Raw genomic sequence first — 13,914 nt, forward strand, 5'->3', positions numbered from 1 at the left:
ATGGATCCCACGCGTCGCACGCTGCTTAAGGCGTCTTTACTGTTACCGATGGCGGCACTGCTGCCGATGTCGCTACTCAGCTCGTTTGCTTGGGGGCAGGCATCTGCGCAAAAGATGCAGACGCTGGCGCTGGCTATTCACAGCGAGGGCGGCCCACATCGTCTAGAGGTTGAAGTGGCGGAAACGGCTACGCAGCGTCAGCGCGGGTTAATGGGGCGTGAGAGCTTGCCCGAAAAAAGTGGCATGCTGTTTCGCTTTGAGAACGAGCAGTCGGCCAACAATGCCTTTTGGATGTATCGCACGCTAATCCCTCTGGATATTGCCTTTATCGATAGCGATGGGCGGATTGTGGCGATTAATACCATGCAACCCTGCGAATCCTCGTCGCCGAGCGACTGCCCCTCTTATCCTGCAGGTGCGGCTTATCATTCAGCGTTAGAGGTTAATGGCGGCTACTTTGCCGAGCGCGGTATCAAAGTAGGGGACTGTGTTTCTATTCCTGAAGAAGCCGGTTTCTGCCAGCCTGGAGATTAAACTGGGCGGCGGCGAAACCTGACCACGATCAGGGCTATACCCTCGACCACTAAGCCGCCACCGACTCGTTTATGCACGCCTAGGCTGTCGTCCCTTAACAGCGCGCCGGTACCTCTTCCGCCTGCTGCAAGCCAATTAACAGCAGAGCGAAGCTCAGAAGGTCATTGCATACGCTGCGCGATCTCTCGCCACAGCGCGGTGTAGGCGCGACTGCCCCGACTGCTGCGGGCGAAATGCCCGACCGGAGCGCGTTCGATACCCATACGCTCGACCTCACTGGCGTTGGGCACGGTCGTCGATAGGCGCCTCGGCCAGCGTTCGCTGAGACTCTCCATCACCTGGCGGTGCAGGGTCTTGCGACGGTCGGCGAGGGTCACGAATGGCCAGATCGGGCAGGCATGGTCGACCGCGTCGAGATGACCGTCCAGTTGCTCAAGAGTGCGCAACGACAGGGTGGTCGGTACCATCGGCACTAGCAGGGCATCGACGCTTGAAAAGATCTGCTCGGCGAGTGCCGACAGGCTCGGCGGGCAGTCGAGTATCACCAGGTCGTAACTGCTCATCACCGGCTTGAGGATCTTACGCAGCCGGCTGGGTTTGCGGGTTTCCATCGACGCTTCCAGGTCACGCGAGCCCAGCGCCGCTGGCAGCAGGTCGAGCCCTTCGATGTCGGTCTCGCGGATCGCCCGGTCGAGATCGGCCTTGCCCTTGACCAGTTTGTCGACGCCACCACGCACTTTGGGTTTGCTGCGTAGATAGAAGGTGGTGGCGGCCTGCGGATCGAGATCCCACAGCAATACTCGCCTGCCGTCGCGTGCCGCTTCGGCGGCGAGGTTGACGGCGGAGGCGGTCTTGCCCACGCCCCCCTTGATACTGTAAAGCGCCAGCATCTGCATAGGGAACTCCCGGCTTGGTGACTGTTCAGTCTAACTGATTGGCCTGAGTGGATATGTGACGTTTCGATGACGGCGCTGCTGCCGATGTCGCTACGCTGATTTCCCTCGATATGACCTTTATCGGCGGCGGCGAAATCTGATCACAATCAGGGCTATACCCGCGACCACTAAGCCGCCGCCCACTAGTTTATGCACGCCTAGGCTGTCGCCCATTAACAGCGCGCCTAGGCCGACTGCCAATACCGGTACGAGTAGCGTCATGGGTACCACGCGATTAACCGGGTGACGGCGTAAAAGCGCATACCAAATCCCGTAAGCGACAATCGACGACATTACGGCGGTGTAAATCATCGCCCCCCAGCCTAACCAAGTTGCTTGCTGCATCGCCTGCCACTGACCGCTCTCAAATAGCCATGACCCCAACCCTACCTGAGGCACCGCGAACAGCGCCACCCAGCCTGCCAACGCCATCGGCGCAATGGGCGGGCCACGCTTGATCAACAGCTGCGACACCGCCCAGCCCATGGCACTGCACAACAGAATCGCCAGTGGTAAAGGAGAGGGCAGCGTTGGCCCACCGGCCAGTACGACTACCCCAGCAAAAGAGAGTAGCAGCCCGACAACCCGTTTGGGGCCTAGCTTCTCTTTTAGAAAGATGACCGCTAACAATGTGGCAAAGGGCGTGCCCATCTGTACTAAAAGCGCGCCGGTACCTGCTTCTGCATGCTCCAAACCAATAAACAGAAGAGCGAAGTGGAGGCTGCCGAAGGTGATGGATAACAGTAGCAAAAACGGCAATTGCACTCGCGCCACCGGGTAGAAGGGCACCAGCAGAACTGCGACCAGCATAAAACGTAGGGTGGTCATCAATAGCGGCGGTAGCTCCGCTACACCGACCTTGATAACAATGATATTCAGCGCCCAAATGGCGATAACAAAGAGGCCGAGCAGCAGGTCGCGTAGTGGCACGTTGATGTCCGTTGGTGGATGGAAACGATAGCCATTGTATCAGCTTGGGAGACGGCAAAAATAATAGTGAAATGAGCCGTTGGTAAACGCCACTACTGCTTGATACCAAAGTATTAGGTTTTTCTTTAATAGTCTATATGTTGTTTATAATCAATTGTTTGTGAATTGACTTGTGTGAGTATTAAGTCCTTTTTGTCCCCTTAAAAGCGGTAAAAAAAGCGGCTGACTTGCACATTTTACTGAGATGTTCTAAAAAAATGTAACCGATTACATTTTTGCGTCGGCGCTTTCACAATATATAACAATCCAACAACAATGAGGTGGATATGGATACCCCGCTACGCCCAAAGCGTTTGAGTTCACAGGCTCTGCTGGCTGCTAGTGCAGTGGCGCTGTCAGTGCTGAGTGTGCCTGGCGTTGTTCAAGCTCAACAAAGCAGCACAGCAGAATTACCCATTGCTGTTCAAATGTATACGCTGCGTGATTTTGGCAATTTGGAGGAGCAGTTAGCCGCCGTAAATCGAGCGGGAATCTCTGCCATTGAGACGGTGGGCACCCAGGACGTGACAGCCGAAGAACTCAACGCTTTGTTAGAAGAGCACGCGCTTGAGGTGATCTCAAGTCATGTGCAGCTAGACGATTTGCGCAATCGCTTAGACGACACGGTGGCTTTCAATCAGGCGGTGGGTAACGACACCTTAACAATGCCTTATCTAGCCGAGGACGCACGCCCTAGCGATGCCGAAGGCTGGCAGGCGCTGGGTAAAGAGCTAGGTGATATTGCCGCTGAGCTAGATGCTGAAGGTTTCCGCTTGGCGTACCACAACCATGATTTCGAGATGGAAGTGTATGACGGTAAAACCGCGTTAGAGCATCTGTTTGATGCTGCTGGATCTGATCTGCTGGCGGAATTGGATATTGCCTGGGTGGCACGTGGCGGGTTTGAGCCGGTTGAGTATGTCTCGCGTTTCGATGGCCAACTGTTTGCTGTACACGCCAAAGATAATGCTCCAGAAGGCACCGCCGAAGAAGAGGGCGGTTTCGCTACACTCGGGGAAGGTGTACTGGATTGGGATGCAATCTTGCCCGCCATCGAGGCCGCTGATGTTGAGTGGTACATCATCGAACACGATATGCCACTCGACGCAGAAGCGGTGATTACCGAGGGCAACAGCTTCTTACAGGAAAAACTGACAGCGCTTCGAGAAGAGTAATGCACGCCTAGGCCATCTCATTTAGATGACGAACGCGAGGATGCTTTATGAAGCGCTACCTTATTGATCGGCGTAGCCTGCTGCGCCACAGCGTTACCGGTGCTATTGGTCTGGCGGCGCTACCTCAGCTTGGATCTCGAACCCTAGCTGATGATACGACTTCTCAGCGGGCACTAAAAGGCAATATCCATCATTCAGTCGCCCGTTGGACATTCGATTTTCTATCTTTGGAAGAGCTTTGCCAGCTTTCAACTGAGTTGGGCATTACGGCGATTGATCTGGTGGGGCCAGAAGAGTGGCCTGTGCTTCAGCGGTATGGGCTCGACTCTTCCATGTGTAATGGCGCTGAGTTGAGCCTTGAGGATGGCTGGGGCGATACCCGCTTTCACTCAGAGCTGATTGAGCGATACCTCCATCATATCGATCTGGTCAGCCAAGCGGGCTACACCAATCTCATTTGTTTTAGCGGCAATGCCCGGGGTATGAGCCCTGAACAGGGTTTGCAAAATGCCGAAACGGGGCTGAAGGAGATTCTTGCCCAGGCAGAGGCAAAAGGCGTGGTGCTACAGATGGAGCTGTTCAACAGCAAAATCGACCACCCCGATTATATTTGTGACAACTCGGCTTGGGGCATTGAGCTTTGCCGTCGCCTCGATTCGCCCAACTTCAAGCTGCTCTATGACATCTATCACATGCAGATTAGTGAGGGCGATGTCATTCGCACTATCAGTGAAAACCATCGCTTTTTCGGCCATTACCATACTGCCGGTGTGCCTGGGCGCCATGAAATAGACGACACCCAAGAGCTCAACTACCCCGCGATTTGCCGCGCTATTCGAGATACCGGCTTTCAGGGCTATATCGCCCAAGAATTTCTCCCTGACCGTACTAGCCAACAGGCAAAAATAGAATCACTCCAGGCAGCTATTCAGCGCTGCGATGTGTGATTCGACGCGAACAACAACACAATAAGGAAGATGACCATGCCAGATAATCACTACGATGCCATCGTGGTTGGCTCAGGCATTAGCGGCGGCTGGGCCGCTAAAGAACTTACAGAGAAAGGCTTGAAGGTTTTACTGCTTGAGCGTGGGCGCAACATTGAACACGTGAAGGATTACCACAATGCCAATAAAGAGGCGTGGGATTATCCCCACCGTAATGAGCCGACCCAGGAGATGATCGCTAAGCACCCCGTGCTCAGGCGCGACTACCCCCTTAATGAAGCCACCATGGGCATGTGGGCGGATGAACAGGCCAATCCCTACGTGGAAGAGAAGCGCTTTGACTGGTTTCGCGGCTATCACGTAGGGGGGCGCTCACTGCTTTGGGGGCGGCAAAGCTATCGGCTCAGCCCTATGGACTTCGAGGCCAACCAGCGTGAAGGTATCGCCATTGATTGGCCGATTCGCTATGAAGATATCGCCCCGTGGTATGACTATGTGGAGCGCTTTGCCGGTATTGCAGGCACCCAGGAAGGGTTAGATATTCTTCCCGATGGCGAGTTTCTGCCGCCAATACCGCTTAACTGTGTGGAAGAAGATGCCGCCAAGCGTATTAAAGAAGCCTTTGGTGGGCAGCGCCATCTTATCCACAGCCGAGTCGCCAATATTACCCAGCCAAAGCCGGAACAAAATCGCGTCAACTGCCAATACCGCAATAAATGCTGGCTGGGTTGCCCTTATGGTGCCTATTTCAGCACCCAGTCCGCCACGCTTCCCGCGGCGGTGGCCACAGGTAATCTAACGTTACGGCCATTCTCGATTGTCAGCCAGGTGCTGTACGACAAAGACCGTCAGCGGGCGCGGGGCGTTGAGGTGATTGACGCTGAGACCCATGAAGTCCATGAGTACACCGCTGATGTCATCTTCCTCAATGCGTCTACGTTCAACACTACCTGGATTTTGATGAACTCCGCCACCGATGTCTGGGAAGGGGGCTTGGGCAGTAGCAGCGGCGAACTGGGTCACAACGTGATGGATCACCACTTCCGCTGCGGTGCCAGTGGCGAAGTGGAAGGCTATCTCGACAAATACTACTTCGGACGCCGTCCTGCGGGCTTTTACATTCCGCGCTTTCGCAACGTAGGCGATGAGCAGCGAAGCTACGTGCGCGGGTTTGGTTATCAAGGAGCGGCGAGCCGCGAGGGCTGGGATCGCGAAATTGCAGAGCTCAATATCGGCACTGATTTAAAGCAAGCACTTAGCCAGCCAGGCGGTTGGACGATCGGTATGACAGGCTTCGGCGAAATGCTGCCCGATCACGATAACCGCATCTCCCTTGACCACAGCGTTCGCGATAAATGGGGGCTGCCGGTGTTGTCGATCAACGTGGAGCTCAAGCAAAACGAGCGCGATATGCGTCGGGACATGGTTCAAGATGCGGTCGACTTACTTGAGGCCGCGGGCGTGAAGAACGTCAAAGGCGACGTAGGCGATTACGCGCCAGGCATGGGGATCCATGAGATGGGCACCGCGCGTATGGGCCGTGACCCGAAAACCTCAGTGCTCAATAGCCACAACCAGGTGTGGGATGCGCCCAATGTGTTTGTTACGGATGGCGCCTGCATGACGTCATCCTCTTGTGTAAATCCTTCTCTAACCTATATGGCGCTTACCGCTCGGGCGGTGGACTATGCAGTGGAAGAGCTGAAGCGGGGGAACTTGTCATGAATCGTCGCGAATTACTCAAAATGATCGCCCTGACGACCGGTACAGCGATGATTGGAGGCAAATCCCTATTTGCCTTTAGCGATGCTGGCCAGTCAGGCCATCCCTTTAGCAGCCGTGATGTAGAGCGGCTGGACGAGCTTGCCGAAACCATTCTGCCGAGAACCGATACCCCAGGTGCTAAAGACGCTGGCGTCGGGGAGTTTATGGCCCTGTTCGTCAGCGACTGCTATACGCCCTCAGAAAGAGAGGTGTTCTATTTTGGTTTAGCGCAGCTTGAAGCGCGTAGCCGAGCGGCCTACGAACGCGATTTTATAGCGCTGAGTGGCGAGCAGCGGTTAGAGCTCATAACCGAGTTGGATCGCGAAGCGATGGCGCACGCCCAGCAACAGGCTCGTAGAGAGCAGCCAACCCCTGCTGAGGCACTGACCGCAGAGACCCAGACCGCTCGAAATCAAACGGCAGAAAACCAGTCATCCCAGGAGCACGCGGATAGCGAGGAAACGCTTCCACACTATTTCACCATGATGAAGCAGTTAACGCTGTTCGGCTTCTTCACCTCAGAAGTTGGCGCGACGGAAGTCTTGCGCTACGAAGCGGTGCCAGGCCGTTACGACGGCTGCGCGCCCTATAACGGCGAGCCTGCTTGGGCCACATAATGGAAAGGAGAGCATTGATGAACTATCAATACACCCAGGCATTCTGCTTATTGGCTTGTGGCAGTTTGTTGGCATTCGACAGTGCGGCTCAGGAGGGCGGCTCGGATAAGTCGCTGACACCCGAACAGCAATCCACCAAAACAGAAGTGTGGGAGCCTGTGCCACCTTTGGTTTCGGTGCCTGAGACGGGCGTTCCTTCCGATGCGATCGTGCTATTCGATGGCACAGGTTTAGGCGCGTGGGAAGCCGAAGAGGGCGGGCCAGCCGAGTGGCACGTGAAAGACGACGTGATGACGGTGAATCGCGGCGCGGGAGGAATACGCACACGTCAGGATTTCTGCGACGTGCAGCTCTACTTGGAGTGGAGAGCGCCGGCCGATATCGATGGCATGGAGGGTCAAGATCGTGGCAATAGCGGCGTCTTCCTGCAGGAGCGTTATGAAGTGCAAGTGCTGGACTCCTATGACAACCCGACCTATCCCAACGGCCAAGCGGCATCTATCTACAAACAGCATATTCCGTTAGTCAACGCATCCCGCCCGCCCGGTGAGTGGCAGAGCTATAACATCCTCTACACCGCGCCACGTTTTGATGATGAAGGCGCCCTTGAATCGCCTGCCTACATCACCGTTCTGCATAACGGTGTAGTGGTTCAGCACCATGCTGAAGTGCAAGGCACCACCGAGTGGATTGGCGAACCCAACTACGACGAAGCCCACGGCTGCGCGCCCATTTACCTGCAGGATCACGATGCAGGCGTTAGCTTTCGAAACATTTGGGTAAGAGAGTTATAGCAGAGCGCTTTTAAGCACCCTAAGCGAGCAAGCCCAGTCTTCTGATGCTAGATAGTATCGGGGGCTGGGCTTTTTGGCAGGCCTCGAACTTTTTTCATCACGGGTTAGTGTTTTGTACGTTGCTTTTCCATACAATATTATTAGGTAAAATTAACTGTTCTCATCATTCAATAATTAGATGCGCGGTATAATCACGGTTATAACTTGGGAAAAGCATGGAAGTGTTATGACTCTTTACAACGTGGCAGGAACTATCAGCTCGCTTCTCTTTCTTGGGTGCCTGGTAGGTTTGGTTGTTCAGATTAGAAAGATACGGCAACGGAAAATTGCCGACCCAAGAGGAGCTGAGCTCGGCTACGCGACCCAGTCACTTTCGGTGAATGGTTTCTTTTCAAGCTTCATCGCGTTCTATTCATTTTTGCTTTATTCGATAATGCTAGAAGATATTGATTATTATATCTTCTTTACTCGATTGATTGCTTCACTGGCCACATGGATCGTACTGTTTGAGATCTTCCTGGATCGGTCGCCTCTATCGCAAAGGGCGCCATTTTTAACCGCTTCAGTTGCTTTGCTAGCAGCGTTCGGAGCTTTATTTTTTCGGGAGGAAGTAAGCCATCTGGGTGAAGTGGCAGCAGAGTCCCTTGCTGTTTTCGCAACACTGATCATTCTTCAGGGCGGTATTCAGCAAATAAGGAAAATATGGCAAGCGAAATGCACTGGAGCTCTCTCGCTTCCCATGACATTGGTTTTCTTTGCCAAGGACGTTTCGAACGTATTTTTTGGAATTGTGCTCGGACTTGAGCTTGGTTGGCCTTTGATACTAATGGGGGCTGTCAGCGGTATCTTAAAACTCGGTGTAACCATTACCTTCCTACTATATCCAGAGAAGCTGGAGACAGAGGCCAGAGTCGGCTATCACTAAGTATGAGCGGGTTCGAAAGATGCTACAACAAGGCCTGCTACGGCGATGGTCACTGCACTATTCCCCAGCCGTGCGTGATGCTGGGTACGAGATTAAATTTTTGCAGCAATCTCATTGACTATGCTGTAATACATTGTAGTCATCGGGGTTGAGGGTATAAATATGGGTGTCACTACAGTTCGTCTTCAGGCGGATGTTGAACAGCATCTGGAAGCTATCGCAGGCAGGCTCCACCGGAGCAAAGGCTGGGTGATCAACCAGGCGTTGTCGGAATACATCGAGAAGCAACAGCTTGAGCAAGAGCGTTGGAGGCAAACGCTGGAGGCAATGGAGTCTGCCGCACAGGGGAAGGTGGTTGATAGCAGCGAGGTTCATCGTTGGCTCAATAGCTGGGGAACGGAAAATGAGCAGGATGCGCCGAGGTCGGATAGGTGAAACTGGTTTACACGAATGAAGCCATTGAAGATTTGCAGCGCCTTAGAGAGTTCATCGCCATCCATAATCCATCAGCAGCCGGCCGGATAGCAGCTGAGCTGGTCGGCAAAATCGACTTACTGCCAGACCTCCCCAAAATGGGAACGCCGGTTGAAATGGCACCGGATTCTGTTCGTGACATGGTCTTTGGTAAGTACGTTATCCGCTATTCAGTACATCCGAGCGTCATCATTATTCTGCGCGTATGGCACGAACTGGAAGGTGAGCGTTAGCCATTAAGCCAGCTGCAATTCCCGGCTATGGCAAAATAGAAGTGAAAAGAAAGCGGATTTGGTTATGTATTTACGTTTAACCGAAAGGGAGTTTTATGGACGGCTTTTTTGAAGAGATAGGCAGGGGGTTTTTTAGGGGAATAGGTTACATACTGGCAGAGGTATTCTTTAGAACAATTTGTTACTGGGTTGGTTGGCCAATCTGTAAACTAGTTACTTTGGGAAAATATCCTTCGGCTTCTAAAGTGATATATCTCGATGAGCATAGGAGTCGATCCGACGGCGCTTTGTGTGCAGTAGTGGGCTTGATTGCATTGATTGTGTTGGCTCTGTATTTGCTCGGACAGTTTTAGATTTCGGCTGTGCCATTCATTTAGATGAGTTTAATTCTATTGTCAGGAGGCAAAGGAGTGGCGGCTAGAAAACAAAGGTCAGTGAAGATCAAGACGCTAAACTCAGTTTGTGCAAGTGCGTTAATCGGGGCGCTACTTTATATTGTGATCATTGGGTTTGAAGTGGTGGCGATTGGCGCGATGGGGATTGCTCTCGCTGGTATCTCAATACCCGTGATTGCCAGCAGTGAGGGAGTTTTAGGGGTGCTGCTAGAAATCGTCATGTCGGTAGCTGAAGGTATCATGACTATTGTTGAGGTTGTCGTAGGCGCAATATCGGGCCTTTTTAGTGTGTAACAAATAAAGCCGTTTTACGGGGATGTTGTGCTCATTAAGTATTTGAAAACTTTATAAAATAGCAAGCCGGGTGCCGCCAATACACCCGGCTGTTATTATGCTCTATACCCTTACACGTTAGGCTTAGCCGTTACGCTTTTATCGTTTTTAAAGGTGAGGTAGAACAACACCAGCACCGCGATAGCAAATGCTGCTGGGAACATCCAGATGCCTTGCCAGTCGTGCGCGCCGTTGGTGGAGAAGTGATCGGTAATCTGACCGGCTACCCAGAAGCCTATTAGCATGCCTACCCCGTAAGTGGCCAGCGTGATCATGCCCTGGGCAGAGCTTTTAAACTTCTCCCCTGCGCGGGCATCGGTGTAGATTTGGCCGGTCACGAAGAAGAAGTCGTAGCACACGCCATGCAGTGCAATACCAATCAAGAGCATAAACACCATCTCATCGGCGTTACCGAACGCAAACAGCGCATAGCGTAGCGCCCACGCCAGCATACCGATCAGCAAGGTTTTCTTGATACCAAAGCGATGAATAAAGACCGGTAGCAACAGCATAAACAGCACTTCCGATACCTGGCCCAGGGTCATTTTGCCGGTTGGATTGGTCACGCCGATCTCTGCCAGAAAAGGGTTGGCGTTTTGGTAATAAAATGCCAGCGGAATACAAATCAGAATAGAGGCGATAAAGAAGATGGCGTAGTTGCGGTCTTTTAGCAGGGCCAGTGCATCTAGCCCTAGTACTTCTTTTAAGCCAACCGGGCCGTTTGCTTTAGGCGGCGTGGCGGGCAGGCTAAAGCTGTATAGGCCTAGGGCTAATGATGCGATAGCGCACATCAAAAAGGTGTTACGCAGCATGCCGTCGGCGATGCCTTGAGAAGAGTCCCAGGCGAATAAGTAACTGATACCCAAGCCCGCGATAATCCAACCGATGGTTCCCCATACGCGGATTTTGGCGAACTCCTGGCCTGGGTCGCTCATTTGGCGAAAAGAGACTGAGTTAACCAGCGCCAGTGTCGGCATATAGATAATCATATACATCAACACTAACGGGTAAAACGTACTGAAATCGCTGGCGACATACAGGCCGTACATTAACGCAGCGCCTGCTAAGTGGAGTACGGCGAGAATACGCTCGGCGTTGAAATAGCGGTCAGCGATCAAGCCAATAATGAAAGGGGCAATAATGGCACCCCAGGATTGGGTGGAGAACGCCATGCCAATCTGACCACCGCTGGCGTTGAGGTTGTTGGCCAGGAAGGTGCCCAGGGTGACAAACCAGCCGCCCCAGATAAAGAACTGCAAAAACATCATGATACTGAGTCGTGTGCGTATCATAGCCATGACGTGATCCTTTGTTGTGGTTGTGATTAAAAAAACAGTCAATTAACGGTGTGAAGGAAGACCAAGAATTCGACGGTTGCGCGAAACACTGGTGGTGACACCGGCAAAATCATCAAAAGCGCGACCGGCGGGTTGAATCAGATGGGCTTCGATAAAAGGTGAGCCCTCTGCAGCGCCTTGGGCGGCGTCCTTAATACAGCACTCCCACTCAAGCACCGCCCAGCCATCAAATCCGTACTGCGTCAGGCGGCTAAAAATCCCGCTGAAATCGATCTGCCCATCGCCTAATGAACGGAAGCGTCCAGGGCGCTCTACCCAACCCTGGTAACCGCCATAAACGCCGCTGCGGCCATTGGGGTTAAATTCAGCGTCTTTAACGTGGAACATGCCGATACGCTCGTGGTAGCGGTCGATAAACTCGAGATAATCCAACTGCTGCAGCAGTAAGTGACTGGGGTCATAAAGAATTTTCGCCCGTGGATGGTTGTCCACTGCCGCCAGGAACCGCTCGAAAGACGCACCGTCGTGAAGATCCTCGCCAGGGTGAATCTCAAAGCACAGATCAACACCTGCCTCATCAAAGGCATCCAGAATTGGCCGCCACCGCCGGGCCAGCTCGTTGAACCCTTCTTCGACTAGCCCCTCAGGACGTTGGGGCCAGGGATAAACAAAGGGCCATAGCAGCGCCCCGGAAAACGTCGCGTGAGCCGTTAAACCAAGCAGTTGGCTAGCTTTGGCAGCCAGTTTTAACTGCTCAATGGCCCACTCGGTACGCTCTTGGGGCTTGCCGTGTAGTTCAGCGGGGGCGAAGTCATCGAATAAGTCGTCGCAAGCGGGATGCACGGCGACCAGTTGGCCCTGTAAGTGGGTCGAGAGTTCGCTGATCACAACGCCGGCTTTTTCGCAGCGGGCGTTTAACTCATCGCAGTAACTTTGGCTTTCAGCGGCCTGGCGCAAGTCGATAAAACGACTGTCTGCAGTGGGTAGCTGAATGGCTTGATAGCCCTGTTCGGCCGCCCAGCGAGCGATTCCTTCGAGGCTATCGAAAGGCGCTTCGTCGCCGATAAACTGGGCCAGGAAAATGGCGGGCCCGCGGATGCCTTTGTGGGTGTTGGGCATGATTAGGCTCCCGTTAGTTGAGTGGCAGGCAGTGGTGTCCATTTCTGTTCGCTTTTGGCGCTGGTGGTGACGGCCTCGATAAACGCCATGCCACGTAGCCCGGAGACCATGCCGGGAACGCCCTCAACGTCGCCTTGCTTGCCTTGATGAATGGCGTGGGCAAAGTCGCGGTAAAGGTTGCCGAGTGCTTCCAGATACCCCTCAGGGTGGCCGCCGGGTAGGCGCAAGCGCTGCATCGCGCTGGGGAAAAGGTCGGGTTGGTCGATGCCCGCACGGAGGGTGCGCATCGGTGCTTGAAGCGGGCGGTAGAACAGGCTGTTGGGCTCCATTTGGTGCCACTCCAACGCCCCTTTGTCGCCGTAAATACGTATTTTAAGTGCGTTTTCTTCCCCGCTGCAGATCTGGCTGGCAATGAGGGTTCCGCTGGCGCCTTGATCGGTGCGCAGCAGTACATCGCCATCATCGTCTAATTGGCGGCCATCGGCGTGGCTGGCAAGCGAGGCGCAGAGAGCGCTAACACGATGTCCGGAAATAAACTCGGCGAGGCCGAAAGCATGGGTGCCAATGTCGGCCATGCAGCCGCTGATACCTGCGAGCGAAGGGTCGGTGCGCCACGCGGCTTGTTTATTACCCTGCTGTTCTAAACGCTCGCCTAGCCAGCCCTGGGGATACTCCACATGAATTTTGCGAATGCTACCTATTTGGCCCTCGCTCACCATTTCTCGGGCTTGCCATACCATGGGGTAGCCTAAGTAGGTATGCGCCAAGCCATACAGGCAGCCGCTGGCATGCCAGCTTGCTGCTAAGCGCTGAGCTTCTTGGAGCGATACTGCCGCCGGCTTTTCGCAGAACACATGAAAACCTGCCTGCATGGCCGCTTCCGCGATCGGCACGTGAAGATGATTAGGCGTTACGATCACCAATAACTGCATGCGTTGTTCGGCGGGAAGTTGCTGCTCGCCTTCCAGTAATTGCTGCCAGTCAGCGTAAATACGCTCGTCGGGGAGGTGGCACGCTTCGCCAGTCAGTTGGTTGTTATCCGCCGAGCGGCTAAAGGCGCCACATACCAGCTCGCAGGTATCGTCGAGGCGAGCAGCTAAGCGGTGAACTTGGCCGATAAACGCCCCTTGTCCGCCGCCGATCATGCCTAAGCGGATGCGGGGTTGATTGGGTCGCGGCATAGAGAGGCTCCTGCTTTAATAAAACTTATGAATTTTCAGGTGGCGCTTGCTGCGCTTGTACAGACGATAATGTAACCGGTTACATTTGGCTTGAAATTAGGGCTTTACGCTATAAGCGTCAATGCGACAAAGGTCTATCGGTGCGCGCGAAGGGTTGGGAAATCGCGCGCTGAGTTTAACGCTGGGATACGTTAAGCTGATATGAATAATGCCGCGCAACC

Annotated in this window: 15 protein-coding genes; 10 read left to right on the plus strand and 5 right to left on the minus strand. The window is 53.7% G+C overall.

Annotated elements, in window-relative coordinates:
- The gene (locus AC4EYZ_RS17980) at positions 1-534 is read left to right on the plus strand and encodes a DUF192 domain-containing protein (RefSeq protein ID WP_141440722.1); all 534 of its coding nucleotides are present in this window, start codon (positions 1-3) and stop codon (positions 532-534) included.
- Positions 535-695: 161 nt separating this feature from the next.
- On the opposite strand, the gene AC4EYZ_RS17985 is transcribed toward AC4EYZ_RS17980, so the two are convergent.
- Together AC4EYZ_RS17985 and AC4EYZ_RS17990 are read right to left on the minus strand one after the other, a co-directional pair.
- On the minus strand, positions 696-1,430 hold the full coding sequence (locus AC4EYZ_RS17985) for a ParA family protein (RefSeq protein ID WP_474191060.1): 735 nt from the start codon (positions 1,428-1,430) through the stop codon (positions 696-698).
- A gap of 117 nt (positions 1,431-1,547) precedes the next feature.
- Positions 1,548-2,399: a DMT family transporter gene (locus AC4EYZ_RS17990; protein ID WP_474191059.1), complete on the minus strand. Its 852-nt coding sequence runs from the start codon at positions 2,397-2,399 to the stop codon at positions 1,548-1,550.
- 326 nt (positions 2,400-2,725) lie between these two features.
- On the opposite strand from AC4EYZ_RS17990, the gene AC4EYZ_RS17995 reads away from it, so the two are divergent.
- The 9 genes from AC4EYZ_RS17995 to AC4EYZ_RS18035 all read left to right on the plus strand — a co-directional run bounded on the left by AC4EYZ_RS17995 (position 2,726) and on the right by AC4EYZ_RS18035 (position 10,056).
- Positions 2,726-3,613 (plus strand): sugar phosphate isomerase/epimerase family protein, encoded by an 888-nt coding sequence (locus AC4EYZ_RS17995; protein WP_414127433.1) that lies wholly within the window; start codon positions 2,726-2,728, stop codon positions 3,611-3,613.
- Between the two features lie 47 nt (positions 3,614-3,660).
- A complete protein-coding gene (locus AC4EYZ_RS18000) occupies positions 3,661-4,560 on the plus strand; it encodes a hydroxypyruvate isomerase family protein (RefSeq protein ID WP_474191058.1) in 900 nt (299 codons plus the stop codon).
- 36 nt (positions 4,561-4,596) lie between these two features.
- A complete protein-coding gene (locus AC4EYZ_RS18005; RefSeq protein WP_233974884.1) occupies positions 4,597-6,285 on the plus strand; it encodes a GMC oxidoreductase in 1,689 nt (562 codons plus the stop codon).
- Positions 6,282-6,941 carry a gluconate 2-dehydrogenase subunit 3 family protein gene (locus tag AC4EYZ_RS18010; protein ID WP_414127430.1) on the plus strand — a complete coding sequence of 220 codons (660 nt, stop codon included), beginning with the start codon at positions 6,282-6,284 and terminating at the stop codon, positions 6,939-6,941. The genes AC4EYZ_RS18005 and AC4EYZ_RS18010 overlap by 4 nt, the downstream gene beginning before the upstream one ends.
- A 17-nt stretch (positions 6,942-6,958) precedes the next feature.
- Positions 6,959-7,735 (plus strand): 3-keto-disaccharide hydrolase, encoded by a 777-nt coding sequence (locus tag AC4EYZ_RS18015; protein ID WP_474191057.1) that lies wholly within the window; start codon positions 6,959-6,961, stop codon positions 7,733-7,735.
- Positions 7,736-7,961: 226 nt separating this feature from the next.
- Complete coding sequence (locus tag AC4EYZ_RS18020; RefSeq protein WP_027958087.1) at positions 7,962-8,660, plus strand: PQ-loop domain-containing transporter; 699 nt, start codon at positions 7,962-7,964, stop codon at positions 8,658-8,660.
- A gap of 162 nt (positions 8,661-8,822) precedes the next feature.
- A complete protein-coding gene (locus AC4EYZ_RS18025) occupies positions 8,823-9,095 on the plus strand; it encodes a CopG family ribbon-helix-helix protein (protein ID WP_027958086.1) in 273 nt (90 codons plus the stop codon).
- On the plus strand, positions 9,092-9,367 hold the full coding sequence (locus AC4EYZ_RS18030) for a type II toxin-antitoxin system RelE/ParE family toxin (RefSeq protein ID WP_474191056.1): 276 nt from the start codon (positions 9,092-9,094) through the stop codon (positions 9,365-9,367). Before AC4EYZ_RS18025 ends, AC4EYZ_RS18030 begins: the two co-directional genes overlap by 4 nt.
- Before the next feature lie 410 nt (positions 9,368-9,777).
- Positions 9,778-10,056: a hypothetical protein gene (locus tag AC4EYZ_RS18035; RefSeq protein ID WP_474191055.1), complete on the plus strand. Its 279-nt coding sequence runs from the start codon at positions 9,778-9,780 to the stop codon at positions 10,054-10,056.
- Positions 10,057-10,166: 110 nt separating this feature from the next.
- Here AC4EYZ_RS18035 and AC4EYZ_RS18040 read toward each other — a convergent pair whose 3' ends face one another.
- The 3 genes from AC4EYZ_RS18040 to AC4EYZ_RS18050 are packed head-to-tail and all read right to left on the minus strand — an operon-like array spanning position 10,167 to position 13,693.
- Positions 10,167-11,393, minus strand: coding sequence for a nucleoside permease (locus AC4EYZ_RS18040; protein ID WP_041158858.1), 1,227 nt, complete (start codon positions 11,391-11,393; stop codon positions 10,167-10,169).
- 42 nt (positions 11,394-11,435) lie between these two features.
- On the minus strand, positions 11,436-12,512 hold the full coding sequence (locus AC4EYZ_RS18045) for a sugar phosphate isomerase/epimerase family protein (RefSeq protein ID WP_141440731.1): 1,077 nt from the start codon (positions 12,510-12,512) through the stop codon (positions 11,436-11,438).
- A gap of 2 nt (positions 12,513-12,514) precedes the next feature.
- The gene (locus AC4EYZ_RS18050; protein ID WP_141440732.1) at positions 12,515-13,693 is read right to left on the minus strand and encodes a Gfo/Idh/MocA family protein; all 1,179 of its coding nucleotides are present in this window, start codon (positions 13,691-13,693) and stop codon (positions 12,515-12,517) included.
- Between the last annotated feature and the right edge of the window lie 221 nt (positions 13,694-13,914).

Source organism: Vreelandella sp. 162(4c), assembly GCF_058152265.1.

Coding starts and splice junctions, on each gene's coding strand:
- AC4EYZ_RS17980 (WP_141440722.1), top strand. CDS start 1: ATGGATCCCACGCGTCGCACGCTGCTTAAGGCGTCTTTACTGTTACCG.
- AC4EYZ_RS17985 (WP_474191060.1), bottom strand. CDS start 1,430: ATGCAGATGCTGGCGCTTTACAGTATCAAGGGGGGCGTGGGCAAGACC.
- AC4EYZ_RS17995 (WP_414127433.1), top strand. CDS start 2,726: ATGGATACCCCGCTACGCCCAAAGCGTTTGAGTTCACAGGCTCTGCTG.
- AC4EYZ_RS18000 (WP_474191058.1), top strand. CDS start 3,661: ATGAAGCGCTACCTTATTGATCGGCGTAGCCTGCTGCGCCACAGCGTT.
- AC4EYZ_RS18005 (WP_233974884.1), top strand. CDS start 4,597: ATGCCAGATAATCACTACGATGCCATCGTGGTTGGCTCAGGCATTAGC.
- AC4EYZ_RS18010 (WP_414127430.1), top strand. CDS start 6,282: ATGAATCGTCGCGAATTACTCAAAATGATCGCCCTGACGACCGGTACA.
- AC4EYZ_RS18015 (WP_474191057.1), top strand. CDS start 6,959: ATGAACTATCAATACACCCAGGCATTCTGCTTATTGGCTTGTGGCAGT.
- AC4EYZ_RS18020 (WP_027958087.1), top strand. CDS start 7,962: ATGACTCTTTACAACGTGGCAGGAACTATCAGCTCGCTTCTCTTTCTT.
- AC4EYZ_RS18025 (WP_027958086.1), top strand. CDS start 8,823: ATGGGTGTCACTACAGTTCGTCTTCAGGCGGATGTTGAACAGCATCTG.
- AC4EYZ_RS18040 (WP_041158858.1), bottom strand. CDS start 11,393: ATGGCTATGATACGCACACGACTCAGTATCATGATGTTTTTGCAGTTC.
- AC4EYZ_RS18045 (WP_141440731.1), bottom strand. CDS start 12,512: ATGCCCAACACCCACAAAGGCATCCGCGGGCCCGCCATTTTCCTGGCC.
- AC4EYZ_RS18050 (WP_141440732.1), bottom strand. CDS start 13,693: ATGCCGCGACCCAATCAACCCCGCATCCGCTTAGGCATGATCGGCGGC.